Genomic DNA, 23,140 nt, shown 5'->3' on the forward strand with positions numbered 1-23,140 from the left:
CTTAGTGCGAAACACCTACGGAACGTTTGGTGATTTGGAACTAAGCTGTGCGGCATGCCGCACCTGCCTGCACCGCCTGCGACCGCACGTCGTCGTGACGTCACCCTGACCTACGCCAACGCGTTGACGTGGGCGTTGGGCAACGGTTTGGTGTCGACGACGTTGGTGGTTTACCTCGCGCTCGACCTGGGCGCCGAGGGGGTCGCGGTCGCGTGGCTGCTCGCGGCGCCCCGCTTCGCGGGGACGCTCCGAGTGATCGCGCCGGCGGCGATCGCGGCCGGCGCGCGGCGTGGCTGGGGCCGCAAGCCGGTGTGCCTCGCGGCGTTTGCGGCGAGTGGCGTCGTGCTTTCGCTGGTGCCGCTCGTCGCCTGGGGCCATTCGGGGGCGGCCGTCGGCGACCGGCCCGCCCTGCGGATCGGCGTGTTGGTTGCCGCTTGGTGCGTTTACCACCTGCTGGAGTACCTCGGCGGCGTCGCGCTCTGGAGTTGGCTGGGGGACCTCTACCCACGCCGGCTGCGGAGCCGCTTGCTGGGAGGACGCGAGCGCTGGCTGACGCTCGGCCGTGTCGTTGGGATCGGCGTGAGCGTGGTGCTGGCCGCTCTCTGGAGGGTCGTGCTGCCCGACGCGACGCGTTGGGCGCCTCTCGCCGCGTCCGCCACGGTCGGAACCGTGCTGATGCTGGCGGCGCTCGTCCCGCTCGCGCTGACCACCGCACTGGCGACACGGCCCAGCGCCACGCCGATGGCGCCTTGGGAGACGCTCTGCCAAGCGATCCGCGAACGGCCCTACCGCCGGCTGCTGACGTTCAGCTGCTGGTTCGGCTTCGCCAACGGCCTGACCGCCACGGCGCAAGGGATGTACCCCAAGGCGATCGGCGTCGACTACGAACGCCTGCAGGCGTACCGCATCGGGATGGGGTCGGGCCAGTCGGCGATCGCCCCTTGGTGCGGCCGGATGGTCGCCCGCTACGGGGCGAAACGGGTGATGCTGCCGGCGCAGTTGATCGTGGCGACCGGGCCGTTGTGGTTCTGGTTCGCAACGCCGGAGAGCGCGTGGCTCGTCGGCGTGGCGTACGCGGTGTGGATCGCCTACGCCGGTCTCAACGTCGGTCTCGACACCCTCAAACTCGGCCTCGCCGACCCACGGAACAACGCCCCGTACCTGGCCGTCTACCACGCCGCGAGCGACCTCGTGAACGGCGTCACTGTGCTGCTGGGGGGCCTATTGTACGACACCCTCAAGGAGAGTGACGCGGACGCGATGCGAGTGTTCGGCGCGCTGTTCTTGGCGGGTTGGGTATGCCGGACGCTCGCGGCGCCGTTGATTATGCGTCTGGACGAACGGGGCGTTTAAGCTGGTCGCGTTCCATAGGGTGTCGCCCTGATTCAAGCGATTATCAACAAGGCAGAGCCGCGGCGGCGCTTCAAGTAACCCATCTTCGATCCGGGCCGAATCTTGCTGAGGTGATGTCCACCGACCGCAATTTCGGGGATACTCGCGAGAATAATGTCGTGGTCGGTGGTAAGCCCCCCATGCGGCGGGCGGGAACTGAGCCTCATACGTTAGACGAATGTGCGGATCACAGTAACTCTCTTTGCCATTGCCGTTCTCGTGCTAGGGTGCGGAAAGAAAGACAAAACCATGACGTGGTCAGACTCACTCGATCCAATTGCGATCACTACTGACGCAGTCGCTTCCAAAGCCAAGCCTGTACTGCTTGTCATACACGAAGACGGACACGGAGGTTGGCAGTTTATGGATGGCGGAGACGTAAGCGGTTCGAAACCGCACGTCATGCCCAAATACGAGTTATTGAAGCTCGACCCCACTCTGAAGGAAGTCATAGACCTTCCGGTAGATTGGGAAGCGCGACGGAGTAGTGCGTCATCTCCTTGGGTAAGGAGGAAGAGGTGACATTGAGGTCGCCTAGCCAGTTGGATGCATAGGTCCTCAAACTCGCGTCGGTGCAGCTCAACCGCCGACAGTTGCGGATGCACGACTAAAGTGCGAATTCATCCATGGACGCACGTCTCGGAGCTTCGAAGCGACGCCTCGGCTAGGAAGCTCTTCCAAAAGGCAAGGCCCGATGTCAGCCATCGTCGATTCGCCGCGACGTCACTCGGGCGACCGTCTCGGCAACATCTCCGGCAACTAACTCGCGTCGCGGGCCTCTTCGGCGTCGCGCTCTAACAACTCGTCGAGATGCGCCGCCACGCAGTCGGCTAGCGCGGGCGGGTTGTAGCCCCCTTCTAGCAGGCTCACGAGCCGCCCGTCGCAGTGCGCGGCGGCGACATCGACAACGGTCTGCGTCAGGCTCACAAAGTCCTCGACTTCCCAGCCGAGGGAACCAACCGGGTCGGTGCGGTGGGCGTCGAAGCCGGCGCTGACGATCACCAGCTGCGGCCGCAGCTTGTCGGCGAGGTCGGCGAGCTCGCGGGCGAAGAGGCTCGTGCAGCGGTCGCGGGACGTCCCCATCTCGACGGGTAGGTTGACCGTCGTGCCGAGGCCGTCGCCGGTCCCCGTTTCGTCCGCGGCGCCGGTGCCGGGGTAGAAGGGCCAGCGGTGCATCGAGAGGAAGCCGACGCGCGGGTCGTCGTAGAACTCGGCCTGGGTGCCGTTGCCGTGGTGGACGTCCCAGTCGACGACCAGCACCCGGTCAAGGCCCAACTCGTCGACCGCCACGCGGGCGGCGATCGCGGCGTTGCCGAACAGGCAGAACCCCATCGCCCCGGTGCGGACGGCGTGGTGTCCCGGCGGTCGGATCGCACAGAACGCCCGGCGGGCTTCGCCGCGGACGACACGCTCGACGGCGTCGCAAGCCGCCCCGACGCCGAGAGCCGCGACGTCGACCGAAGGCGGACTGACGACGGTGTCGACCTCGGCCCGCCCGCCCCCCCGGGCCGCGAGGGCCCGGACTGCCGTCAGGTAGTCGGCGTCGTGACAGCGGAGCAGCCGCTCGTCGGTCGCGGCGGTCCACGCGGGCCGCTCGCAGCGGGCGAGCTGGCCCCCGCGTTCGAGCCGGGCGACCACCTGCTCAATCCGCGCAGGGCACTCCGGGTGCCCCCCCGTGGCGTGGTCACGGAAGCGGGGATCGCTGTAGAGCAGGGTCATTATCGCTTGAACGGGGCGGGGGGCGGCTGGGTTCGGGACCTGCCGATTACGCGGGCGGAGACCCCGGCGGTGGCGGGCGGGTCCCAGAATGTTGACACTTTCGCCGTGGGCTTGCTAGTGTGGCGATGGACCGCCGCGCCCCGCGTGGCGACGTCCCAAACCCTTTTAGCGGCGGCGTTTAGGGGAAACCCCCCTTCTCCGCCAAGCCGCAACGGAACCGGAACCCCCTGGCGATGCGTTATCTCTGCGACACGACCGTTGCGCGCTGGTTGCTTTGCCTCACGGTGATCGCCCTGGCGGCGCCCGCCTCGGCGCAGCGCTACAAGTCCGACGCCGTCGAGAGCCGGCTCTCGTCCAAGGGCGCCATTGCGCGGCGCTACGCCAAGTCGGGCACGGGCGACGCGCAGGAGTTCAAGGAATACGTCGAGAAGTACTTCTTCCCCGCGATGACGCAGCCCACGGCCGAGGGGCTGGCCGACCTTGAGAAGCTGCACGGCGACCTCTTCAAGTACTACCTGTACACCTCGACGGGCGAGACGCAGAAGTACATGAACCAGCAGGCGATGGAGTTTGCGGTCCGCGTGCTGCGCGCCTCGTATCATCCCAGTGTGCGTTACAACGCGCTGCTTATCCTCGGCAAGCTCGACGACAAGTACGCCGACCCCCCCACCCCGAGCGCCAAGGCGTGCGACCTGCTTTGCTCGCTCGCATCGAGGGCGCTCAAGAACGCCCGCGTCCCAAACTACGAGTTGGTTGGCGCGCTGATCGGCCTGGAACGCCATGCGAAGTACGTCCGGGTTCTGCCGAGCGACCAGCAGAAGGCGCTAGCGAAAACGCTGTACGACGTGATGTCGGTCGATAAGCTCGAGGGGGAGTTCACCCCCGAGGTGCGTGAGTGGGTCTTCGTGAGCGCCGCGTCGGCGATCGCCAACTTGGGGACCCCCGGCCCGCGCGGCGTCTTCGCCGCGGCGTTGACGAAGCGGATCGGTGACGAGTCGTTGTCGCTCGAGTCGCGGGCCACCATTGCGGCGGCGCTAGAGAAGCTCAACGCCAAAGCGGGCCAGTTCGATGGCGAACCGGTTGTTAACGCCGTCATCGACCTCGCCGCCGAGATCGGTAAGGAAGAAGCCGAGATCGCTAACAAGTTCGAAGACCTCCAGCTCCAGGTCGGCGGCGGGTTCATCGGCGCCCGCGGCAAGCTCTCGCGGCGGATCGTCCAGAACGCCGAACGTGAGCCAACCATCGTCCGCGAGGCGCTGCTCGCCCTGCTAGTGGACCTGCGGGACGGCGTCCGCGCCGCCAAAGCGATCAGCCCCGAGCCGAAGCAGGCCGCTGTCGCCACGATCGACGACGCCGTCAGCAACGCGATCCGCGTCGTTAGCGACAAGGGGAAGATCGACCTCGACGTCTCCGAGGCGATCAAGGACATGGCCGAGGCGATCCAAGGCGTCGCCAACACCGAGCCGCTCGCGGCGGCCGAGTAGAGCCCGCCACGTTTTCGTTCAGCGCTTCATCCCCCTCCCTGCAAGGGAGGGGGATGAAAGTGAAAAAGGGCGTGGGTTGCATGCAACCCACGCCCTTTTCGCTTAGTTTGACCGTCGTCAGACGACGTAAGTCGGCAGCGTCACGCCGTCGAGGTCGAGCGTCTCGGCGTCGCGGTAGTAGCCGTTGCGGTAGGCCCCTTCCCGGTAGCGCCCCTCGCGCGTGATCGGCTCGCGGTACAGGCCGTCGTGGTAGTACGAGTCGCGCTCGACGCCGTCACGCCAGTCGAACGGGGTCCGCCAATCGAACCGCTCGAGATAGCTGTACGGCGTGCGGGCCGTCGTCGTGACCGGCCGCGGCTCGATGACCGGCTCGACATCGCGCTCGAAGCGGTAACGCGGTTCGACCTGATGGTACGCCGGGCGGTATGCGGCCTGCGGGCGGTAGCCGCGGGCGACGCGACGCGGGCGCCACGACTCGCCGTGGATGGCGGCCTCGTAGGCCCAGCGGGCGAGGACCGAGCGGATGACCGACAACGATTGCGTGCCGGTCCGCTCGCCGACGACCCACTTGGCTTCACGCCAACGGGCCTCGCTGTGGGCCAACTCGAGCAGCTCGTGGCCCGCGTTGGTGAGTCGCACGCACGGCACGCCGGCCGAGGGGCGCTCGACCTCTTTGGCGAGGCCCGCGTCGATCAGCAGACGGACGTGGTAGCGAAGCGTCTCTTCCGCCTCGCCGCTGGCGCCCGGCCGAAGGGCGGTCACAGCGCAGTCGGGGCCGTGCCCCTCGATGTCGGCCAGCAACTGGCGGCAGAGGTCCAAGTCACGTTTCATCGGGCGCCTTCCTTTGCACTCGGAGTGAGGAGGCCGCGTGTCGCACTGGGTCGAGGGCGCCGCGGCCGGGGTATTCGGGAGGAGCATGATGCGCCAACTCCGCCAAATGGGGCAACGCGGATTTATGTGGGCGGTGTTGCTGAGCAGTCGAGTAGGTGGCGGAGCGGTTGGGTGGTTCACTCCCGGCGCTGGCGCTTAGGGCTCCCGAACCCGCGAAATGGAATCGTCAACGACGGGGCGGGGAGCCCTAAGCGCCAGCGCCGGGAGTTGCGCAAGAAGAATCGCCGCGCCAAAAATGCTAGCAGCCGCCCCGAGTCCCACTCGGGGCGGCTGCTAGACGCGATAGCACTCCGGACCCAGTTCGGAGCGTCGTTAACTCTCACTTCCAAAACGCCACCTTCAAACCGCGAACAGTTCGCCCAACTCGGCGGCGAGCCGCTTGCGGGCGACGTGCAGGCGCCGCTTGATGGTGCCGACCGGGGCGCTGAACGAGTCGCTCATCTCCACGAGCGACTGCCCGCGGACATAGAACGCCTCGAGCGTCGTGCGGTCGAGATCGCCGAGCCGCGCCAGCCCGTCGCGGACCTGCTCGGCCCGCTCGGCGGTGAGCGCGGCCTCGACCGGGCTGCGCCGTTCGTCGATGCAGGTCGCCTCGAGGGTGGCCGGCTCGGTGTCGACCGACCGCTTGCGCCGGACCTGCCGGTTGATCGCCATGCGGACGGTGATCGACTTGAGCCACGCGCCGAACGCCCGGGGCTCGCTGAGCTGGTGCAACCGATCCATGGCTCGGATCAACACCTCTTGCGAGAGCTCGGCCGCCTCGGCGTAGTTGCCGAGCCGACGCAGCGCGACGGCCTGGACCATCCCCTCGAAGCGGACGACGAGCTCGCCGAACGCTTCGCGGTCGTCGTCCTGGGCGGCGCGCACCAAGTCCTCGGTCTCCCACTCGGTGAGCGGCAGGTCCTGGGCGGTGACGACCCGGAAGGTCGGCGTGGTTTCGAACAACTCGGCCGCGCTCGGTCGCTGAGCGGACAGCGGCGTGGCGATAGCGGTCATCGTTTCTCTCGCTTCCCTGAAGGCGGAGCGGGACGCGCTAGGGGCGTCGCAGCTCGCCGTATTTCCCGGAGAGCGGGCGCCATGCAGCGTGCAGGGCGTCCCGCGGAACGCGAGCGGCGTGAGACAAGTGCGGCGCGGGTTCCGCTCAATCGAGAGGGGAACGGCGAAGCTTCCCCGTGTGACGGGCCGCATCAAGACGATGCGGCGAGCACACAAGGCAGCTGAGCGCGGCACGAGTCACGTCGATCGCGACAGACTCCACGCGTGGGGACCAGATTTCGGGGACGCTCGGTTGGGAGCAGCCCCGGGGTCTCACGCGGCGTTAGACAACGGCCGACCGGCGGCTGACGATCGATGAACTCGATCGGCTGCCGCGACACGCATCACTCTGCGGGCGACACATGGTCGCCATCGCCGGGTGGGCATGCCGCATCGCTAGTCGTTCGACTAGCGACGCATAGGGTTGGCCTACTACGCCGGGATTAAAGCCGCCTACTACGGAGCGCCAGCGCAGGCGTGACGAGGCAGCGGCCGAAATCACCTTGGCAATCTTCGTGGCGGCCGAAATGGCGGCGGTGAAGGTCGTGGCGATCTTGATGGTCGTTGTCTTCATCGGGGCCTCCGCTCGCGCTGTGGGCGCGGCTATGGAGAGAACGGTTGGAAAGGCGTGGTCAGGTCGGGCGCCGGGAGGGCGACCGAGGGGGTAACCAGCCATCTTGTGGGGTAGATCGGCGGCCGGTCGGGTCCACCTTGTGGCGAACCAGATCGGCGTAGCCAATCCGATCTAGCAAGCTTTTCAGCAAAACCGGCCCCGGTCAAGCAAAATCGGGGCCGATGAGCCGCCGCTAGCGGGAAAACAGCGTCTCCGCTGTCGCCCTAACCGTCGCGGCATGGGGGGGACAACACGGGGGGCGGGGTGGGTTCGCGCGGAATCGGAGTTTTTTTGTGGTTCACTCCCGGCGCTGGCGCTTAGGGCTCCCGAACCAGAGGGATGGAGTCTTCAATCGAGGGGCAGGGAGCCCTAAGCGCCAGCGCCGGGAGTCGCGCCCCATATCGGCTCGTCACTGAGAACGCACTAACCCCGGTAATCCGCGTGGCAATCGACACAACTGCGGCTGACCTCGGTCATCGCCGCGGCGGCGGCGGGCTGGTCCTCGGCCTCGGCGGCGGCCGCCAGCTGCCCCGCGGCGACGCGGAGCCGGCGGGCGTAAGCCTGGTAATCCGGGTCGTCGTGGTCGTCCGCCTCGGGCCGGAGGATCGCCTCCGCCAGCAACGCGAGCACCTGGGCCTCGTGCCGGGCGTCTTCGGCGTTGCGGGCCAGCGCCCGCTCGCTGGCGACCCAACCGCGGAGCCGTTCGCCCTCGGCCGCCTCCATCCGCCGCATCAGCGTCGAGCGGCTCGCCAGCTGCGACCAGTCGACGGTCGGCTCCGCCTCGGGCGTGGCGGGACGTCCCCCGCGGACCAGGTCCTGCAGGTCGGCCGACCGATCCGCAGCGGCGGCGTAGGCGGCGTCGGTCGCGGCGTCGGCCTCCGTCATTCCAGCGGCGAACAGGCCGCGGAGCGCAGCGGCCTCGTCCCGCCAACGGGGTTGGCCCGAGTGCTCGGCGGTCACCGCGAAGAGGGTCGCGATGACCCCCAACGCGTCGGTGGCGTCGCGGAAGCCGCCCGCCTTGTAGGCCGAGGCGGAACGGGTTGTCTTTGCTAGGGCGGACGCCTGCCTTTTGACCTCGGTCTCAAGCACGTCAGGGGCGACTAGATCGGACCACGCCGCGGTCGACGCCGTGGCGGCCGACCCGGACCGTTCCTCGGTCGGCGTCGCGGCGCCGGCCTGCGGCCGGGGGCCGACGAGCGTCGCGAGGGCGTCGTCGAAGAACGCCGCCCGGTCCTCGGCCGTGAATTCCGGCGGCCGGGCGCGGGGCGCTTCGGCGGCGGGGGCGGGGGCGGGGGCGGCGATCAGCAGCAAAAGCAGTGTCGAAACTCGCATTCGCTTACCCTTTTCATCGCTTCTCAGCCGCGGGCGGTAGCCCACGGCGGCCCCGCGGAGCGGCGCCTCACGCCGTTTTGGCCGCTGGCTTCCGCCTGCGGCTGAGGGCCACCAATCGGAGTTTTGGGCCGCGCTGCGCGCTCGCTGTCTGTCGTGCTAGTCTATCGCACCGCACAGCACCCGTCCCGAAACCTAGAACCGACCCCGCCGCGATGTCTGCCGAAGCCCTGGTCTCGAAGGTCCACCAAGCCGTCGCCGACGGGAAACTCACCGAGTCGGCCGAAGTGAACCTCACGGCGTGGCTCACCGAGCCTCGCTACGCGGATTACTCCCCGCAGGTGGCCGAAGCGGTCGAGTCGGGCGATTGGCAGACCCTCGACGACGTCTTCTGGACCATCATCCCGTTCGGCACCGGCGGCCGTCGCGGCAAGATGCACCCGTTCGGCTCCAACGCGATCAACGACCGCACCATCGGCGAGTCGGCCCAGGGGCTCGCCGACTACATCAAGTCGAAGCTCGGCGCGGACAACCTCTCGTGCGCCATCTGCCGCGACACCCGCCACAACGGCGAACGCTTCGCCAAGCTGTGCGCCGAGGTCATGGTCGCCGCCGGCTTCAAGGTCTACTTCCTCCGCGGCTTCCGCAGCACGCCCGAGCTGTCGTTCGCGGTGCGCTACAAGAAGGCGAGCTGCGGCATCATGGTGACCGCCAGCCACAACCCGCCGAGCGACAACGCAGTGAAGGTCTACTGGTCGACCGGCGGACAGGTGCTGCCGCCGCACGACAAGGGGATCATCGAGCGCGTCATGAACTGCCAAGAGATCGTGCGGGCCGACTTCGACCAGGCGGTCACCGACGACAAGATCGTGTTCTGCGAAGAAGAGGTCGACGTGGCGTTCATCGACGCGGTGCTGACCCAATCGCACCCCGGCCCGCGCGACCTGAAGGTGATCTACTCGCCGCTGCACGGCGTCGGCGCGACGGCGGTCGTGCCGGTTCTTGAGCGTGACGGCTTCGGCGATGTCGAACTCTTCGGGCCGACCTCGACGCCCGACGGCGACTTCCCGAACGTGCCGGGTCACGTGTCCAATCCCGAGCGGCCGGTCGTCTTCGACGCGATGATCGAGCGGGCCAAAGAGACGGGCGCCGACTTGTGTGTCGCCACCGACCCCGACTGCGACCGAATCGGCCTGGCGGCGCCTTTGGAGCCGGGCGGCGACGAGTGGCTCACGCTCAGCGGCAACCAGATCGGCGCCCTACTGGCCGACTACCTGCTCGAAGCTCGGCAAGGCTCGCTCACGCCCGAGCACTTCAACATCATCACGCTGGTCACGACGCAGTTGACTCGGCGCATCGGCGACTCGTACGGCATTCGGACCATCACCGACCTGCTCGTCGGCTTCAAGTGGATCGCCGGCGCGATCGACGAGAACGGCCCGGAGAAATTCATTTTCGGCACCGAGGAGTCGCACGGCTACATGGCGGGCACGTACGTCCGCGACAAGGACGGCGCCCTCGCCGCGATGCTCGCCTGCGAACTGGCGGCGAAGCTCAAGGCCGAAGGCAAGACGCTCCACCAGAAGCTCGACGACCTGTTCTGGCAGCACGGCCTGCATGCCGAGCGAACGATCAACGTCCAGATGCCGGGCTCCGATGGCATGGAGCGGATGATAGAGGTGATGGCTAAGTTCCGCTCGCAGCCGCCGACCGACCTCGACGGATTCGGCGTCGCCCAGCTACGTGACTACAAGACGGGGGTCACGCTACAGATGACCGGCGCCGCGCCACCGGCGAAGCTCGAAGGCCCGACCGGCGATCTGGTGATCCTCGACCTCACCGAGTGCGGCAACTATGTCGCCTGCCGCCCCAGCGGCACCGAGCCGAAGATCAAGTTCTATCTCTTCACCTACACGCCCGCCGAGCAGCTGCACGACCTGGAGGAAGCGAAGGCCGACCTTGAGAAGCAACTCGACGCGATCGAGGCCGACCTGCGGAAGTTCGCGGGGGTTTAGGCGCCCACCCCTTCGTGAGCGGCACGGCGCTAGCCGCCGGTATTTCGCCAAACACAACCGGCGGCTAGCGCCGTGCCGCTCACGGACGGACGCTCACGGAAGCTTTAGGCATCGCTCATGCCGAGCCGATGAGAGGGACGAGGGCGTGAGGCTGCGACCCGCTTCTCTCTTGTGTGAGGCCTTTTTGATGACCGTGACCGACATCGCTGCTTTCGGCGCCAGCAGTTCTCTTGGGGCCTTTGGTGGCGCCAGCAACCGGCCCGACCGTCACGTGCAGAGCGCCTTTAGCGCCGTGCTCGAAGAGGCTGGCCGCGAGGGGTACGCTTCGGCGAAGCCGCTCGCTAGCGGCGAGTCGGTCGCCGAGAGCGCCCAGAAGGCGTTGGACGACTGGTTCGGCTCTGAACGCAACGGTCGCTACGCCACCAAGGAATCGCTCGAGGAACTGCAGCAGGCCTTTGGCCAGATCGTCGTCCGGGCGATGGACGAGGGAGGCTATGTCGATCCGAAGGGTTTCTTGGCGGGGCTGAGCCGCGACGAGTTATCGACGCTCCAGTCGGTCAACTCCCTCGCCGAGCCGATCAACGTTGGCGGCCTCACCGAGGAGGGCGCCCTCAACCTGCTGTTGCCGCCCGCCGCGCAGGTCGACCTCAACCACGACGGGATCACGCAGTCGGGCGTCGGCAACGGCCTTCGCTTCCCCAACAGCGACACGCCCGCCGAGGTGGTCGAGGCCTGGGACGCCGCCACCGCCGGCATGAGCCCCGGCGCCATGATGGCGTTCGAGTTGCGGATGATGCTCCCGCTGCTGACGGCGAACATCGAAGTTGACGACAACGGGCAGTTCGTCCGCCACTACGAGCCGGGCGACCCCGGCTGGCGGAACCCCTTCAACGAGGCCGGCTACTCGTACCGCGACGCGGTGCAGTCGATGATCGACGCGCTCGACTTCCAGAAGGAGCAGACGCCGATCGACCAGTACGAGGAGCAAATGGCGTTTTGGCGGCGGTTCGGCGAGGAGCTCGCTGCCAACGGCGCCACGTGAGCGGCATGGCGCTAGCGCTCTTCTGCTCAGCTCTGTCTCGTCGTGAGCGGCACGGCGCTAGCCGCCGGTGATTAACCAAACGCTACCGGCGGCTAGCGCCGTGCCGCACACCTAGAAGCTATCGGTAGACGTGGGCGAACTGCTGGCCGAAATCTTCCAGGTCGGCGTCGTACCCTTCGGCGGCGCGTCGCTCGTTGATCCTGCGGAAGACGCTTCGTCGACGCTGCTCATCAATTGGTAGACGGAGCGCTATCCAGCCGCGGATACCGCCGACGCCGTGCCAATAGCTTTGTTGCAACTGCCAAACGATAATGACTTCGTCGACGCCGTATGTATACAGCGAGTCGATGTAATCAGTCGTGATCTCCGGGTACGACTCCAGGATCTGCTCTCGCTCGTATTCGGGAGCATTCGCGAGCCAATCACTGGCTTCGCGCGCCATCCCTTCGTCGTACGCGGCTAACGTTCGCCAATCGACTCGCAGGCCGTCCCAGAAGTAGTCGGTTTGCCCTTCTCGGAAGTACCGCTTGTGCAGGTGGTACGCCAAATCGGGATCCGCCGCCGCCGAAGCCTTCACGCGCTTGGTCATCGCCGGTGAGTTAGGGGTCCCTACGATCCACCCGCACCCGTTCATGCAGGGGAATGTGCAGAAGTATCCGCCCCAGTAGCGATGCTTGACCCATGCTTCCATATTCGCATGGCGGCACACCCATCCCAGGTCTCTCAAATCAAAGTGGATCTGATCGGAAAAATCATCCTCGATCGACCACCCCGGGAAGCCGAGCACCCGGAACTCCAACCGATCGCTCCCCCATCCACAGTCGGGGCAGCTGCTTAGAACCCATCGTCCATCGACGCCTCCGATCCACAAGACGATCGATCCAACCAGCAGTGCCAAGCCTCTAGGCACATAGAACCACTTACGCAGCCGGCTCCGCAGCGACCACGCCACCAGGGCGAACGCCCCGGCGAGCACGGCGGCGTGCGGGTAGCCGAGGCGCTGCGCCACCACGAGGTAGGCGGACACCAGCGCCGTGACCCACAGGAGGGTGGGTAGTCGCATTCTCAGCACGTCACGCTCGAAGAGTCGGGCCCCGTCTCAGCAGACTAAGGAACGGCTCCCGCTGAGGCCAGCGATTAGCACGCCACAACGCGTAGCCGCATGACGACCGCCGCGCCGACAGCGCCGGCGATCGCGACGGCCCACCAGGCGACCGGCGGCAACGGGGCGAAGAGCAAGCTCGCGCCGATCATCACCGCCATCGCGCCGAGCGCCTTGGTCTTCACGCCGGGGCGGACGCCGCGGTGCAGCCGCCAGTGGCGGAGGGACGGGCCGAACCACTTCGAATCCAGCAGCCGCTGGTGCAGACGCTGCGAGCTGCGGCAGAGCGAGTAGCTCGTCAGCAGCAAGAAGCACGTGCACGGCAGCCCCGGCAGGATCGCGCCCAGCACCGCCAGGGTGAACCAAACACCGGCGAGCGTCAGGTGCATCACTCGGCGCCAGCCGGTCGCTTGCCGCGGCGTGCGGACGTAACTCTCACGCCCCCCTTCGGATTCAGGCCACCGCTCGACCGAGTCTGCGGGCAGAGCGATCGCGGCCGTCGCATTGAGCAGCACGGTCTCAGCCGCGAGATGGCCCGACAGCCACGCCAGCGATGCGCGGTGCACCGTCTGACCCCGGTAGCGAACGGTCGCTTCATCCGCCGTTCGATCAATCGTCAGCGACCGAACCGAAGGGTCCGCCAGGACGCGACGTGCGATCTCGATGCCGGGCGTCGGCTCGTTCGCCCAGGACGGGAGAGGGAGCGGGGTGGAGAGGCTCGCCATAGCACGGCTCCAGGATTCGACGTAACGGCTCGGGAAACAACGACTCGCGGAAACGGAGCCCGCGGAACGCTACACCACGGGGGTGCGTCACGTAGCTCGCCGGCAGGGGGACGCGGGGATTACTCACGACGAACCGCCCGATCCGATAACTTGGCGACCGATTGGTCGGGAAGCAACGGTTTTTTGGGCCGCGTGGCTGTAGGGACGATCCCCGCGTCGCCGATACTAGACTTTGTTGACCAGGGTAGTAATATATAGGTCAGGTAACGCATCGCCCTGCCAATTGCACTGAGATCGCGAAATGTCTGCAGCGCCCCAACTAATCGACAGCCCGAATCCGGCCCCCCCCGTCCCGGGGGAGACGCCGTCGGACGCCTTCTTGGCGGACCTTGCGGCCGAGAGCCAGCGGCTGGAGTCCGCGACGCCCGACGAGATCCTCGCCTGGGCCCACGAGCGCTACGCCCCGAGCCTCGCCATGGGGACCGCGTTTGGCCCCGAAGGCTGCCTGCTGCTGTCGCTGTTGCCGAAGCTAGCGCCATCGACTTATGTCTTCAATCTTGAGACGGGCTACCAGTTCCAGCAGACGTTGGACCTGCGGGACCGGATTTGTGAGAAGTACGGCCTCGAGATCGACATGCTCGAGCCGGAGCTCTCGGTCCCGGAGTACGAGGCCCTGCACGGCGGGCCGCTCTACAAGACCGACCCCGACCGCTGCTGCCACGACCGCAAGATCAAGGTGCTGCAGCGCGCGGCGGTGGGACGCACCGCCTGGATGAGTGGCATCCGCCGCGATCAGTCGCCGGTCCGCGCCAAACAGCCGATCGTCGCCTGGGATCGCAAGTTCCACCTCGTGAAGATCAGCCCGCTGGCGAACGCCACCAAGCAAGGCGTCTGGACGCGGCTTCTCAAGGAGGGCGTCCCCTACAACCCGCTGCACGACGAGGGGTACCCGAGTGTCGGCTGCTGGCCGTGCACGCAGAAGGCCGACGGCTCGGGCGACGAGCGCGCCGGCCGCTGGGCGGGCAACGCCAAGACCGAGTGCGGCTTGCACACGGATGGCGGAGGAATTTGACGAAGTGGGAAGGCGGAAGTGGGAAGTGGGAAAGTTTGACCCGCTAACCCGCTCCCACCTGAACACCAACTTCCCACTTCCGCCTTCACAATTCCCACTTCGAAAAATGCTTTCCGCCAAGACCGAGTACGCGTGTCTCGCCCTTGCTCGGCTGGCGTCGGAGTACGCCGGGGGACAGCCGCTACAGGGGCGTCGTATCGCCGCGGAAGAGGGAATCCCCGAGGGGTTTCTCGTGCAAATCCTTCAGGAGCTGAAGCGGCTGGGACTGGTGACCAGCACGCGGGGCGCGTGTGGCGGCTACCGCCTGGCGCGGGAGCCAGAAGAGCTGTCGCTCGGCGAGGTGATCGATCTCGTGGATGGGCCGCCGACGGGAGCCAGCAACGTCACCACCCCCACGCCGCTCGGCGAGGCGGTCACCGAGGCGATCAGCGAGTCGGCGCTCGCCGAGCGCGAGCGGCTACGCGGGGTGACGCTCGCCGAGATCACCGCCCAAGCGACCGCGCACGGCGCGATGTTCTATATCTAGGCCCACCGCAAACGTTATCGCACCAGCCGACGTCGAGTCGGCGGCTTGCGCTTGGCGGCGCCGAAACGGCCCGTCACTCGGCGAGCCGGACCCGGATAACGGACAGCGAGTGCGGGGGCGCTTCGTAGTCGAAATCCTCGGCAACTTCTAACGGAGAAGAAGTCGGCGTCATCGGTGACTCGGCGCTTCGACCTCGGGCCATTGGGTCCTGCGGGTTCGATGTCATGGGATCGCCGGTCAGCACGTGCACCGTTGCGGAAGACGCGGTTGCGGGCGACTCGGTTGCGGGCGTCTTGGGAGAGTAGCCGTCGGGCAGAGCGATCTGCGTAGCGCACGCCTTGTCGGTGGTGTTAACCAGCTTGACGATGAGGACACGGTTCTCCGAGTCAAGGACCGTCGAGGCGAACACGCCGGTGGCGCCGTCGCCGGGCTCGCCGTCGTTGACGCGCGTCGTGAAGGACTGGTCGCCGCTGTTCCGACTAAAGAGCTGCTGCACGTAGTAGTTGACCGTGGGGTACACGCCGGCTTCGTCGAAGTAGATGAGGTCGGGGGTCCACTGGGTGTGGCCACGTCTCGCTAGCAGCGGCGCGTAAGAGGCAAGCCGCACGATGTCGGCGTTGCGCTCGAGGTGCGTTAAGTAGGCCGCCTCGGCGAGCGCGCTGCGGAGCGTCGCCTGTCGGCCATGGTCGTGGGCCGCGTACTCGCCCAGGTAGACCTGGGACTTGTCTCGGTCGTACCCGTCGTACCGCTGCGTGTTCTCCAGAAACCACTCCGGCGAGCGGTAGTAGTGCTCGTCCACCATGTCGACGCCGAGCGCGTCGGCGATCCGCCAGCCTTCCTCGTAATCCGGTCCCTCGGAGGAGGGCCCGACGGTTCCGATCAGCGTGATCTCGGGGTGCTTCGCTTCAATCGCTTCGTGGAGGATCTCGAAGCGCTTGCGGAAGACCGGGGTGATGTGGTCCTCGTTGCCGACGCCCAGGTACTCCAGATTGAACGGCTCGGGGTGACCCGCTGCGGCGCGCTTCGATCCCCACTCCGAATCGGCGGGGCCGTTCGCCCACTCGATGAGGTCCAGCACCTCTTGGACATAAGCGGGCATGTCCGTCAGCGGCAGGCCCTCTTGCCCCCGTCCGCCGGTGACGCCGGAGTTCTGGCAGCTCACCGCCGCGGGGACGACCGGCAGCGGCTTCGCGCCGATGTCTTCGCAGAACTGGAAGTACTCGAAGTAGCCGAGTCCCATGGTCTGGTGATAACCCCAGATGTTGAGTTGGGCGCGGCGATGCTCGATCGGGCCGATCGTGTCCTTCCAGCGATACATGTTGGCGAGCCCGTTGCCGTGCACCAGGCAACCGCCCGGGAAGCGGACAAACTTGGGCTCGAGCGCCTCGATCGATTCGGCCAGGTCGTTGCGGAGGCCGTTCGGGCGATCGCGGAACGTGTCCTGCGGGAAGAGAGAGACCATATCGAGGGCGATCCCCCCCTGCTCGTGAGCGAGGAGCACGAACCGCGCGCGGGGCTCGGATTTGTCGGCGGTGATCCCGCCCTCGAGGCGGCGCCAGTCGCTGCCCGAGTACTTGAGTTCTGTCTCGCCGAGATTCGCGCCGTCGGGTCCCTCGAGTCGCGCGGTGAGGGTGAACGACTTGTCGTCGGGGATGGGCCCGCCGCCCCAGCGTCGCTCGACGTAGAGCTGACGGACGAAGAGCGACACGTTGTACTTCTTGCCAGCTACGACGGGGACGCCATCGAAGCCGGGGTTGCGCACACCGACCCCCTCACCCACGTTATCGACATTCAGCACAGCGTACGTCGGATTGTTGGGGTGCAGAGGTCGCCCGGCGTCGAGGCCGAGCGAGCCTTTGCCGCCCCCTAATTGGACCACTTCCCAAAAAGAGAGGGGGTTCCAACTGAGTTGCTCGAGGGCCGAGTAGTCGAACGAGCGGTTCTGGATCAACTCCGCGTACAGTCCGCCGTCGGCCGCATAGTTGATGTCCTCGAAGAAGACTCCGACTAGGTCCGTGCTAATGGGCTTTGGCGGCCCCTCGATCTTGATCGCTAACGGGGCGGATGTTTGCGCCGTGGCGATGAGGGGCAAGCCGAACAAGCAGGCGAAAAGGCCGGTGGAGCGAAGAGAGCTATGCATGGTGGTGAGTACCGTCCGATGAGTTGGTCGAGCGTTCCCGATAGCTTAGTTGGGCGAATAGTGGGGTGACAGCGTCCGTCGAAACAAGGGCTTTGACCGCCAATGAGAGACGCCCGCCATGGAGTGGTAGGCGGCGTGCCGGGCTCCACGGTCCAAGTAAAGGCCGTTGTCCGTAGGCAGGCGTCGACCTTCTGGGCGGTTGGAGACCGAAGAACCCGCTATAACATCGGCCCGGGCATCTCCGCTTCGTTGAAAAAGGGACGCTCCCGCAGCCTCCACAAGTCGCCTAAAGCCATCATGGGTACTTGCGAATGACCGATCCTGCTGATCCGACAGAGCCCACAAGGAGCGGGCGTGTGCACGACAAGGCTGACCGCTTCGGACGCGGACTGCTCTTCGCCCTGCTCGTGTTGGTCTCGCCTGTCGCGGTGTTCTTGTGCGGATTCTGCAGCTGCTTGGGGGTGGTGGGAGGGGGGCTCCCGGGCGAGGTCGCTTGGGCGGCATTTTGGGTGGGCTTGCTTGTTGGATTGTTTGTTGCTGTGCTGCTCTTGATCCGCGCGTATAAGTGGTTGTTCGTCGTTGAACCGATCCTGATGGAAGACGTCCGGACCGATGATTGAGCCACTCCGCGCCAGCGACCATGCTTTTCTCGGCCTGACGCAGAGCCTCTGCCCCGAGTGCTTAGAGGTGGTGCCCGCGAAGATTATCCATCGCGCGGGACGCGTTTACTTCCGCAAGCGTTGCAAGACGCACGGGACGCGCGAAGACTTCGTTTCGGGCGACGCGGCGTGGTTTGATCGCCACGTCGGTAACAACATCGGCAAGACGCCGCATCGCAGGGCGATCGAGCCGCGGCGGGGATGCCCCTACGACTGCGGCCTGTGCACCGAACACGAACAGCACACGTGCCTCGCCCTATTGGAGATCACTAGTTCTTGCAACTTGACCTGTCCGATGTGCTTCGCTTCGAGCGCGCCGGGGGGACAGCATCTTTCGCTCGAACAATGCCGCCGCGCGATCGACGCCCTCGTCGAGGCCGAAGGGCGCCCCGAGGTGCTGCAGCTTTCCGGGGGCGAGCCGACGGTTCATCCCGAGTTGCTCCCGATCGTTGATTACGCCCGCGATCAGCCGATCGATATCGTGATGATCAATACGAACGGCGTCCGGCTGGCCAAGGATCGGCGGCTTCTCGAAGACCTCGCCGCCCGCCGCGACCGGCTGGAGATTTACCTCCAGATGGACGGCTTCAACGACGAGGTCTATCGACAGCTACGCGGCGAAGAACTGCTGGAGACGAAGCTGGCCGCCATCGAGGCGTGTGGCGAGGTGGGCCTCAACATGACGCTGGTCGCCATGCTGCAGGCGGGCGTCAACTTTGGCGGGGGGGAGGTCGGCGAGCTGATCGACTTTGCCGCCGCGCGGCCGTGGGTGACCGGCGTCAGCTTCCAGCCGGCGACTTACGCGGGTCGGTACTTCTTGCCGGCCGAGCTAGAGAACCGCGTCACGCTGCCCGATGTGATCCACGCCGCCGAGCGGGAGACCGCCGGCCGCTTCCGTGAGAGCGACTTCACCCCGCTGCCGTGCGCTCACCCCAACGCCCATGCGATCGCCTACGCCTATCGGTCGGGTGACCGCGTCACGCCGCTGGCGAGGCTGATCGATCTAGGCGAGCACATCGACTTGCTTTCCGGCAGGATCACCTACACCCGTCCACGGGCCAAGGAACTGATCCAGGAGTACCTCAGCCGCCAGTGCTGTGGTCCCGGCGGGTGTGGACCGACGGGCTGCGACCCAGTTGCTCCGTCGCCAGTTGTTCCGTCGCCAGTTGCTCCGTTGCCGGTGACGCTGGGGGCCAGCCTGCCCGTGCTCGAAGCGACGCCGAAAGCCGACGACGGCTTGGCGGCGATTGGGCTGGAGTTCGTTGAGCGGGCGATGGCCGAGCGGCTCGATCCGCGCGATGTCTTCCGCGTGACGATCACCAGCTTCATGGACGCTTACAATTTCGACTTGCGGCAACTGATGCAATCGTGCGTCGCGTTTGCGTTGCCGACAGGCCACCTGATCCCGTTCTCGGCCTACAACGTGTTGTATCGCGAAGGGCACGCACCGCTGCCGCCAATCACACCGCGCACGCCAATCACTCCGTCGGCCGATCTCGTTCTGCTAAGGTCGGGTCGATGATCGACCCCGTCTACACGCTCATCATGGCGGCGGCGGTGCTCGCCGGTGGGTTGATGCTCCGCCGCAGCCAGCGGTCGCTGCCGATCGACAAGGCCGACCGCTTGGCGATCGGCGTCGCTGCCTTCTGCGGCGCGATGCTCGGCTCCAAGGCGCCGTTCGTGCTGGCGGGTGACGCCGCTTGGTGGTCAGCGCCGGCTTGGCTCGCCAATGGCAAGACGATCCTCGCCGGCCTCGTCGGCGGTTACTTGGCGGTCGAGTTGGCCAAGTGGGCTCTGGCGATTCGCACCAAGACCGGCGACTCGTTCGCGCCGGCGGTGGCGGTCGCCGTGGCGATCGGCCGACTCGGCTGCTTCCGCGCCGGGTGCTGCTACGGGGCGCCGACCGACGCTCCCTGGGGGGTCGTCTTTCCGCACGAGGACCAGCTGCCGCGTCACCCGACTCAGCTTTATGAGGCAGGCTTCCACGCAGTGATGGCGATCGTGCTCATCACGCTGCAGCGGAGCGGCCGGTTCCGCGGCCAGTTGCTGAAGCTCTACATCATGAGCTATGCCCTCTACCGGTTGGCGACCGAGACGATTCGGCCCGAGCCGACCTACTTCGCGGGGCTGACCGCCTACCAAGCGGCCTGCTTGCTGCTCTTGCCGTTGTTCGCCTTCCTCTGGTGGCGCGACGCCCGCAATATCCCCTCGCCGGACGCGGGCCCGGCGTCTTAGACCAAAGCGGTCGATCGGGCCGTCGCGTCTTTTTAGTGACGCGGCGAGCGACTCATGCGAACTCGCCCGCGTCGGATTCCGGTTCGACCAGCTTCGGCTCGATAACGCGCATCGAACGCCAGCTGCCGTTCAAGAAGCGGAGCAAGAAGACCATGCCGATCGTGCCGACCCACGCCGAGATGACCCCCCAGCAGCCGTACAGGCCGGCGTGGGCGACATCCACCATCAGCCAGGTAAGCAACCCGAGCGCGAGGGCCATTACGAGGCTCGTCAGCAGGATGAACCGCGTATCGCCGGCGCCCTTTAGCGCGCTGACGAAGACGATCGCCATCGCGTCGAGGAAGTTGTAGGCCGCGACGAAGCGGAGCAGCACCAAGGCGGTCGACTCGACGGCGGCGCGCGTCGTGAGGTCGCCCGACATCGGTTCGCCGGCGAAGAACCCGCTGAGGAACAGCTGCGGGAAGAAGACGAGCCCGATCGAAACGAGCGCCATGTAGGCCCAACTGACGTGCAACGCGGTCCAGGTCGCTTGGGCGGCGACGCGGTCGCGGTCCTCGCCCAGGTGCTGGCCCACCAGGATGCTCACCGCCAAGCCGATGCCGAAGACCGGCATGAACGCTAGCGAACTGATGCTGAAGGTGAGACTGGTCGCCTCGTTCTCGACCGAGCCGAGCCGGCCGACCAGCACGACGAAGACGGTGAAGCCGAGCACGTCGAGCAGCATCTGCACGCCGGCCGGGCCGCCGAAGTAGAGCAATCGACGGAAGAGTTTCACGTCGAAAATGGCGTGTCCCGTGCCGAACTCGGCCCGGTAACGTGGCAGGACAAAGATCAGCAAGTAGGTCGCTGCTTTCAGCCATGTGGCGGTGACGGTCGCCCAGCCGGCGCCGGCGATTCCCCAGGCGGGGAACACCTCGAGGGTCTCGTCGCCCCAGGCGACGGTGAGGCCGAAGATCCACCACCAGTCGAGCAGCACGTTGAGGATCGCGAACACGCTGTCAACGATCATCACCACGACGGTCTTTCCGCGGCCGCTGTAGAACGACGACAGCGACTGCGCGAGCAGCATGCCCGGCGCGCCGTAGCAGAGGATCGCGAAGTAGCGCCCCTCCAGTTCGACGTCGGAAGGGGCGTGCCCCGCCGCGAGGAAGATCGCATCGGCAAAGGGGATCGCCGCCAGCAGGAAGGGACTCGCCGCGAGCGCGAACCAGACGCCTTGCCAGACGGCGGGGCCGATGCGACGCGGCTGCGCCGAGCCGTGGTACTGGGCGACGAAGGTCGACGTGTACGAGCAAATGCCGAGGGGCAGACAGAGCGCGGCGAACCAGATCATCGACGCGACGAACGCCGCCGCCATCGCCGCCCCCGACCAGTGGTTGAGGAACATCCGGTCGACGAACGTCATGACCGTCCACGATAGGCTCGACACGACCAGCGGCGCGGCGACCGACAGCACCTCGCGGCCGCCGCCGGGGCGGGACCACCAACCGGTGGGGGAGAGCGTCTCGTTGGCGGTGTTCGTTTCGGACAACTGGAAGCTCCTTCTTCTTCGGCGTCCGTCCTACCCGGCGGGCGGTCGGGGCGCCGCGGCGGTCCGTCGGCGGCGGGAGAGTGACCGGCGCGCCGCCCCCCTCCGTGCTGCGAGCGTAGCGTGCCGAGAGACGACACGGGAGCCAGCGATCAGGTTCGCCCTTCGATCATTCGAAATCGGCGAAGGGGTCGTCCGTATCGGCCGGGGCGTCGTCCCCACCGCCGGCGGGGGCGAACGGATCGAAGGGATTGCCGGCGGGTTCGGCGTCGGCTGGTTCTTCGGCGGGCTCGTCGGCGGGGCCCTCGACAAAGTCGGCGGGCTCGTCGGTTGTCGTGACCGGCTCGTCCGCGGCGGGCGGAACCTCGTCATTGGGCTCGGCGGCCCCGTCGTGGCGCCACGGCGACGCGAGCCCCGCCTCGTGGAAGCACTGGATCAGCCCTTCCGCGGAGACGAAGTACAGACGGTCGTTCTGGGTGTTGGCGATCGGCGTCAGCGCGCCGACGGCGGGCCAACTGGCCACGGGCCTGCCGGTGGCGACGTCGAGCACCCCCACGGCGCCGTCGGGCGTCACGGTATAGACCCGCTTGTCGGTGGCCGAGACAAAGTCGCTGAGCCCTTCGACGGTCCAGAGGTGTTCGCCGGTCGCCGCGTCGTAGGCCCAAATCGCGGGGGCAGCGGTTTGGATGAAAGCGACGCCGCCGGCGACGACGATTGGCTTGTGCACGGAGCCGCCGACCGTCGCCCGCCATGCGGGGCGGCCCCGGTCCGCCTCGAGGGCGTGAATCACGCCATCAACGCCGGCCACGTAGAGCATGCCGTCGACGAGCATCGGCGAAGCCGCGAGCGGCTCGCCGGCCTCGAACCGATAGATCGCGCCCCCTTTGCCGACCGGCGCCGCGTAGATCTCTCCACGGACCGTTGACCAGATGACGCGTCCATCGCCGACGACAGGGGACGCCTCGAGCTGGCCCGGCGACGCGATGATGTAGGGAACGCCGCGCTCTTGGTTGAGCGGATAGGCAAGCAACCGGCCGCTGACCGCGGGGACGTAGACATAGTCGTCACCGAGCACCGGCGCCGAAGCGGGCGAACCGGAGGCCTCGATGGCCATCTCGGACTCGACGCCTCGCTCGACCTCACGCAGCACGTGCAGCGTCGATCCGATGGTGACGGCGCAGCGAACGAGGGTGGTGTCGGCGCCGTCGGCGTCCTTCACCGTGACACGCGACACCGTTGGGCCGAGCACGACGGTCGAACCGCCCGAGCCGAGCCGCGTCGACCAGCGGGTCGCGCCGGTCTCGGCGTCGAACGCCTGGAGGACGCCGGCCGAAGTGAGCACATAAAGCGAGTCGCCCGATAGCTGGGCGCCGACGGTCTCCTGCGTCGCGGGGTCGAGCGCCGCTTGGGTGAACCACGCCCGCTCTAGGCCCGCCATTTCCGCCGTGTGCTTGGCGACGACGCGGGACTCCGCGGGCGACGCTAGCAAGGCTCCCAGCAGCGCCACGAACGGGACAAACCGGCAAAATCCGTCGGACAGCGGGCGGGAGGATCGCGGCATCGGATTGGTCCAGCAGGGGGCTTCAACGGGTGCAGAGAGGGCACCGGCCGGGGGCGGCGCGGGTCCCTGTCA

The 23,140-nt window shown here is 67.0% G+C and carries 19 protein-coding genes; 9 read left to right on the forward strand and 10 right to left on the reverse strand.

Annotated elements, in window-relative coordinates:
• Positions 1-54: 54 nt before the first annotated feature.
• Positions 55-1,353 carry an MFS transporter gene (locus Pla108_RS04105; RefSeq protein WP_146443277.1) on the forward strand — a complete coding sequence of 433 codons (1,299 nt, stop codon included), beginning with the start codon at positions 55-57 and terminating at the stop codon, positions 1,351-1,353.
• A 798-nt stretch (positions 1,354-2,151) separates the two neighbouring features.
• Here Pla108_RS04105 and Pla108_RS04110 read toward each other — a convergent pair.
• Positions 2,152-3,111, reverse strand: coding sequence for a histone deacetylase family protein (locus tag Pla108_RS04110; RefSeq protein ID WP_146443279.1), 960 nt, complete (start codon positions 3,109-3,111; stop codon positions 2,152-2,154).
• A gap of 233 nt (positions 3,112-3,344) precedes the next feature.
• Here Pla108_RS04110 and Pla108_RS04115 point away from each other — a divergent pair, with 233 nt between their 5' ends.
• Positions 3,345-4,595 carry a hypothetical protein gene (locus Pla108_RS04115; protein WP_146443281.1) on the forward strand — a complete coding sequence of 417 codons (1,251 nt, stop codon included), beginning with the start codon at positions 3,345-3,347 and terminating at the stop codon, positions 4,593-4,595.
• Positions 4,596-4,712: 117 nt separating this feature from the next.
• On the opposite strand, the gene Pla108_RS04120 is transcribed toward Pla108_RS04115, so the two are convergent.
• From Pla108_RS04120 to Pla108_RS04135, 4 genes are all read right to left on the reverse strand, one after another.
• Positions 4,713-5,426, reverse strand: coding sequence for a DUF2513 domain-containing protein (locus Pla108_RS04120; protein ID WP_197526226.1), 714 nt, complete (start codon positions 5,424-5,426; stop codon positions 4,713-4,715).
• A 399-nt stretch (positions 5,427-5,825) separates the two neighbouring features.
• Positions 5,826-6,482: an RNA polymerase sigma factor gene (locus Pla108_RS04125; RefSeq protein WP_146443285.1), complete on the reverse strand. Its 657-nt coding sequence runs from the start codon at positions 6,480-6,482 to the stop codon at positions 5,826-5,828.
• Positions 6,483-6,804: 322 nt separating this feature from the next.
• Positions 6,805-7,095: a hypothetical protein gene (locus Pla108_RS04130; protein ID WP_146443287.1), complete on the reverse strand. Its 291-nt coding sequence runs from the start codon at positions 7,093-7,095 to the stop codon at positions 6,805-6,807.
• Between the two features lie 462 nt (positions 7,096-7,557).
• Entirely contained in the window at positions 7,558-8,466 is a 909-nt protein-coding gene (locus tag Pla108_RS04135) for a cytochrome c (protein WP_146443289.1), read from the reverse strand.
• Positions 8,467-8,678: 212 nt separating this feature from the next.
• Between Pla108_RS04135 and Pla108_RS04140 the strand changes: the two genes are divergently transcribed.
• The gene (locus Pla108_RS04140) at positions 8,679-10,478 is read left to right on the forward strand and encodes a phospho-sugar mutase (protein ID WP_146443291.1); all 1,800 of its coding nucleotides are present in this window, start codon (positions 8,679-8,681) and stop codon (positions 10,476-10,478) included.
• A gap of 187 nt (positions 10,479-10,665) precedes the next feature.
• A complete protein-coding gene (locus Pla108_RS04145; protein ID WP_146443293.1) occupies positions 10,666-11,520 on the forward strand; it encodes a hypothetical protein in 855 nt (284 codons plus the stop codon).
• A 118-nt stretch (positions 11,521-11,638) separates the two neighbouring features.
• On the opposite strand, the gene Pla108_RS04150 is transcribed toward Pla108_RS04145, so the two are convergent.
• Both Pla108_RS04150 and Pla108_RS04155 read right to left on the reverse strand, forming a co-directional pair.
• Entirely contained in the window at positions 11,639-12,583 is a 945-nt protein-coding gene (locus Pla108_RS04150; protein WP_146443295.1) for a hypothetical protein, read from the reverse strand.
• A 74-nt stretch (positions 12,584-12,657) separates the two neighbouring features.
• A complete protein-coding gene (locus tag Pla108_RS04155) occupies positions 12,658-13,347 on the reverse strand; it encodes a YbaN family protein (RefSeq protein WP_146443297.1) in 690 nt (229 codons plus the stop codon).
• A gap of 301 nt (positions 13,348-13,648) precedes the next feature.
• Here Pla108_RS04155 and Pla108_RS04160 point away from each other — a divergent pair, with 301 nt between their 5' ends.
• The gene (locus Pla108_RS04160; RefSeq protein ID WP_146443299.1) at positions 13,649-14,419 is read left to right on the forward strand and encodes a phosphoadenylyl-sulfate reductase; all 771 of its coding nucleotides are present in this window, start codon (positions 13,649-13,651) and stop codon (positions 14,417-14,419) included.
• A 106-nt stretch (positions 14,420-14,525) separates the two neighbouring features.
• Positions 14,526-14,945 (forward strand): RrF2 family transcriptional regulator, encoded by a 420-nt coding sequence (locus Pla108_RS04165; protein WP_146443301.1) that lies wholly within the window; start codon positions 14,526-14,528, stop codon positions 14,943-14,945.
• A 73-nt stretch (positions 14,946-15,018) separates the two neighbouring features.
• Here Pla108_RS04165 and Pla108_RS04170 read toward each other — a convergent pair whose 3' ends face one another.
• The gene (locus Pla108_RS04170) at positions 15,019-17,085 is read right to left on the reverse strand and encodes an alpha-L-arabinofuranosidase C-terminal domain-containing protein (protein WP_146443302.1); all 2,067 of its coding nucleotides are present in this window, start codon (positions 17,083-17,085) and stop codon (positions 15,019-15,021) included.
• A 356-nt stretch (positions 17,086-17,441) separates the two neighbouring features.
• Between Pla108_RS04170 and Pla108_RS04175 the strand changes: the two genes are divergently transcribed.
• Genes Pla108_RS04175 through Pla108_RS04185 form a run of 3 tightly spaced genes read left to right on the forward strand, consistent with a single transcriptional unit; the run spans position 17,442 to position 19,979 of the window.
• A complete protein-coding gene (locus Pla108_RS04175) occupies positions 17,442-17,705 on the forward strand; it encodes a hypothetical protein (RefSeq protein WP_146443304.1) in 264 nt (87 codons plus the stop codon).
• Positions 17,698-19,266, forward strand: a complete 1,569-nt coding sequence (locus tag Pla108_RS04180; protein WP_146443306.1) for a radical SAM protein — start codon at positions 17,698-17,700, stop codon at positions 19,264-19,266. The genes Pla108_RS04175 and Pla108_RS04180 overlap by 8 nt, the downstream gene beginning before the upstream one ends.
• Positions 19,263-19,979, forward strand: coding sequence for a prolipoprotein diacylglyceryl transferase (locus Pla108_RS04185; RefSeq protein ID WP_146443308.1), 717 nt, complete (start codon positions 19,263-19,265; stop codon positions 19,977-19,979). Before Pla108_RS04180 ends, Pla108_RS04185 begins: the two co-directional genes overlap by 4 nt.
• A 52-nt stretch (positions 19,980-20,031) precedes the next feature.
• Here Pla108_RS04185 and Pla108_RS04190 read toward each other — a convergent pair whose 3' ends face one another.
• Positions 20,032-21,510, reverse strand: a complete 1,479-nt coding sequence (locus tag Pla108_RS04190) for an MATE family efflux transporter (RefSeq protein WP_146443311.1) — start codon at positions 21,508-21,510, stop codon at positions 20,032-20,034.
• A 166-nt stretch (positions 21,511-21,676) separates the two neighbouring features.
• Entirely contained in the window at positions 21,677-23,068 is a 1,392-nt protein-coding gene (locus Pla108_RS04195) for an outer membrane protein assembly factor BamB family protein (protein WP_146443313.1), read from the reverse strand.
• Positions 23,069-23,140 lie beyond the last annotated feature (72 nt).

This window comes from Botrimarina colliarenosi (assembly GCF_007859955.1).
In the GTDB taxonomy this organism is placed as follows: domain Bacteria; phylum Planctomycetota; class Planctomycetia; order Pirellulales; family Lacipirellulaceae; genus Botrimarina; species Botrimarina colliarenosi.

Bases quoted from the DNA above. Each gene is read 5' to 3' on its own strand.
- Pla108_RS04130 (WP_146443287.1), bottom strand. From the start codon at position 7,095: ATGAAGACAACGACCATCAAGATCGCCACGACCTTCACCGCCGCCATT.
- Pla108_RS04185 (WP_146443308.1), top strand. From the start codon at position 19,263: ATGATCGACCCCGTCTACACGCTCATCATGGCGGCGGCGGTGCTCGCC.
- Pla108_RS04115 (WP_146443281.1), top strand. From the start codon at position 3,345: ATGCGTTATCTCTGCGACACGACCGTTGCGCGCTGGTTGCTTTGCCTC.
- Pla108_RS04165 (WP_146443301.1), top strand. From the start codon at position 14,526: ATGCTTTCCGCCAAGACCGAGTACGCGTGTCTCGCCCTTGCTCGGCTG.
- Pla108_RS04140 (WP_146443291.1), top strand. From the start codon at position 8,679: ATGTCTGCCGAAGCCCTGGTCTCGAAGGTCCACCAAGCCGTCGCCGAC.
- Pla108_RS04180 (WP_146443306.1), top strand. From the start codon at position 17,698: ATGATTGAGCCACTCCGCGCCAGCGACCATGCTTTTCTCGGCCTGACG.
- Pla108_RS04110 (WP_146443279.1), bottom strand. From the start codon at position 3,111: ATGACCCTGCTCTACAGCGATCCCCGCTTCCGTGACCACGCCACGGGG.
- Pla108_RS04105 (WP_146443277.1), top strand. From the start codon at position 55: ATGCCGCACCTGCCTGCACCGCCTGCGACCGCACGTCGTCGTGACGTC.
- Pla108_RS04155 (WP_146443297.1), bottom strand. From the start codon at position 13,347: ATGGCGAGCCTCTCCACCCCGCTCCCTCTCCCGTCCTGGGCGAACGAG.
- Pla108_RS04120 (WP_197526226.1), bottom strand. From the start codon at position 5,426: ATGAAACGTGACTTGGACCTCTGCCGCCAGTTGCTGGCCGACATCGAG.
- Pla108_RS04125 (WP_146443285.1), bottom strand. From the start codon at position 6,482: ATGACCGCTATCGCCACGCCGCTGTCCGCTCAGCGACCGAGCGCGGCC.
- Pla108_RS04145 (WP_146443293.1), top strand. From the start codon at position 10,666: ATGACCGTGACCGACATCGCTGCTTTCGGCGCCAGCAGTTCTCTTGGG.
- Pla108_RS04160 (WP_146443299.1), top strand. From the start codon at position 13,649: ATGTCTGCAGCGCCCCAACTAATCGACAGCCCGAATCCGGCCCCCCCC.
- Pla108_RS04170 (WP_146443302.1), bottom strand. From the start codon at position 17,085: ATGCATAGCTCTCTTCGCTCCACCGGCCTTTTCGCCTGCTTGTTCGGC.
- Pla108_RS04135 (WP_146443289.1), bottom strand. From the start codon at position 8,466: ATGCGAGTTTCGACACTGCTTTTGCTGCTGATCGCCGCCCCCGCCCCC.
- Pla108_RS04150 (WP_146443295.1), bottom strand. From the start codon at position 12,583: ATGCGACTACCCACCCTCCTGTGGGTCACGGCGCTGGTGTCCGCCTAC.
- Pla108_RS04195 (WP_146443313.1), bottom strand. From the start codon at position 23,068: ATGCCGCGATCCTCCCGCCCGCTGTCCGACGGATTTTGCCGGTTTGTC.